At 71.7% G+C, this 830-nt stretch carries 1 protein-coding gene; it reads left to right on the top strand.

The window, feature by feature from the left end; genetic code table 11:
* Positions 1-209: 209 nt before the first annotated feature.
* A partial coding sequence (locus HLK59_RS50270) for a tetratricopeptide repeat protein (protein ID WP_346780023.1) occupies positions 210-830 on the top strand: 621 nt, incomplete at its 3' end.

The raw sequence follows: 830 nt of genomic DNA, 5'->3' as shown, positions 1-830 counted from the left end.
GGGCGGCCGGGGGCGGGCGGCGGGCGGCGGGGGTGGTCGCGGGTGCGGGAGGGTGAGGGGCGGGGGGGCGGGCTGGCGGGGAGTCGCAGGGGGTGGGTGGCTGTGCTGGGAGCGCGGGGGGACGCGCGGTGTGCGCCGGGCCCGCGGCGGGGTGGGCCCGGGAGGAGGGGTTTACGGATGCGGCGGTCAGGCTGGCCGAGTGTCTGGCGGTGTACCTGCACTGGCGGCGATACTTCGACGACTTCATCACCGTCGCCGGTGTCGCACGGGAGGCTGCCCGTCATGCCGGGGACCGCGTTAGCGAGGCTGGCGCGTGGAACAACCTCGGCATCGCCCTGCGAGGGGCGGGCCGACCGGCCGAAGCGATCAAGGCCCACACACACGGACGCGACCTGCACCACGCCCTCGGAAACAGCCATCGCGAGGCCGTTGCATGGAACAACCTGGGCTTTGCCCTGCGGGAGGCAGATCGCGCGGAGGAGGCGATCGAGGCGCACATCCGGGCCCGCAATCTCTACCAGGCTGTTGGGGACCACCACGGCGAGGCCGGCGCTTGGAACAACCTCGGCGCCGATCTGGCGGAGACGGGCCACAGGGCGGAAGCAATCGAGGCCCTCACCCGAGCCCGCGACCTGTACCAGGCCGCGGGGGATCGACACAGCGAGGCCATTGCACAGTACGACCTTGGCATGGCCTTAGCGGAGGCAGGCCGAGTGGTGGAGGCGGTCGACGGATACGGCAGGTCGCTGGAGGTCTTCCAGAAGTTCGAGGATTGGTACCGGACGGGCCAAGTCCTCCACAAGCTCGCCATCGCTCACACGACCGCCCAC

The sequence above is a fragment of the Streptomyces sp. S3(2020) genome, from assembly GCF_013044505.1.
In the GTDB taxonomy this organism is placed as follows: domain Bacteria; phylum Actinomycetota; class Actinomycetes; order Streptomycetales; family Streptomycetaceae; genus Streptomyces.
The sequence above is the reverse complement of the archived record's forward strand: the minus strand, read 5'-3'. Positions and strand labels throughout refer to the sequence as shown.